The sequence below is a fragment of the Streptomyces sp. NPDC055506 genome (assembly GCF_053643595.1).
In genome coordinates, this window is sequence record NZ_JBSHKH010000292.1 from 1 (window position 1) to 1,332 (window position 1,332).

At 69.0% G+C, this 1,332-nt stretch carries 1 protein-coding gene; it reads left to right on the forward strand.

Annotation, left to right across the window (positions count from 1 at the left end; genetic code table 11):
* Nucleotides 1-1,332 (forward strand): condensation domain-containing protein (locus ACWIF2_RS40715; RefSeq protein ID WP_454366746.1); only part of this gene is annotated, 1,332 nt, incomplete at both ends.

Sequence of the window (1,332 nt, forward strand, 5' to 3'; positions counted from 1 at the left end):
GGCGGGTGCCGTTGTCGTTCGGTCAGCGCCGGTTGTGGTTCCTGAACCAGTTGGAGGGGGGCGGGGCGACGTACAACGTGCCGGTGGCGTTGCGGTTCACGGGGGTGTTGGACCGGCAGGCGCTGGAGGCGGCGCTGGGTGATGTGGTGGAGCGGCACGAGGCGTTGCGGACGTTGTTCCCGGGGCAGGACGGGCGTCCCTGGCAGCATGTGGTGCCTGCGGGTGAGGCCAGGCCCCGGCTGCTGGTGGAGCAGGTCGAGGCCGGGGGGATGCGGCAGGCCGTGGCGCGTGCGGCGGCACAGGGATTCGATGTGGTGGTGGACCTGCCGTTGCGGGCGCATCTGCTGTGTGAGAACCCCAGCAAACAGCAGGAGCAGCAGCAGGAGCAGCAGCTGGAGCTGGGGGGTGAGGTGTTGGTGCTGGTGGTGCACCATATCGCCACGGATGGGTGGTCGATGGGGCCGTTGGCGCGTGATCTGGCTGCGGCGTATGCGGCGCGGTGTGCGGGCCGGGTGCCGGGGTGGGAGCCGTTGGCGGTGCAGTACGCCGATTACACGGTGTGGCAGCAGGGGTTGCTGGGTGCGGAAGAGGATCCGGACAGTGTGATCAGTGCTCAGTTGCGGGGCTGGAGCGGGCGGCTGGCGGGGTTGCCTGCCGAGCTTGAGCTGCCGTGGGACCGTCCGCGTCCGGCGGTGGCCTCGCACCGGGGCGGGCGGGTGCTGTTCGAGTGGGACCGGCGGGTGCATCAGGGTGTGGTGGAGGTGGCCGCGTCCGCGGGGGCGACGCCGTTCATGGTGGTTCAGGCGGCGCTGGCGGTGTTGCTGACCCGGCTGGGTGCGGGTGAGGACATCCCGCTGGGCACACCGGTGGCCGGCCGGATGGACGAGGCCGCCGATGACCTGGTGGGCTTTTTCACCAACACCCTGGTCCTGCGTACCGATACGTCGGGTGATCCCACCTTCGGTGAGCTGCTTGAGCGGGTACGGCAGTGGGACCTGGACGCTTACACGCAGCAGGATTTGCCCTTCGAGCGGCTGGTGGAGGTCCTCAACCCGGATCGTTCCATGGCCCGGCATCCGTTGTTCCAGGTCATGCTGGCCTTCAACAACATCGAGCAGGCAGCGGTCGATCTGCCGGGCCTGAGCGTGCAGGCCGAACCGGTGGATCTGGCGGTGACCAAGTTCGACCTGTCCTTGAGCATCAGCGAGGCCCACGACGCCGACGGTCCCGCGGGCCTGCAGGGCGCCTGGGAATACAGCAGCGACCTGCTCGATGCCGGCACCGCCGAGCGGATGCTGCACCGCCTGCACCACATCATCCACACCGTGATCA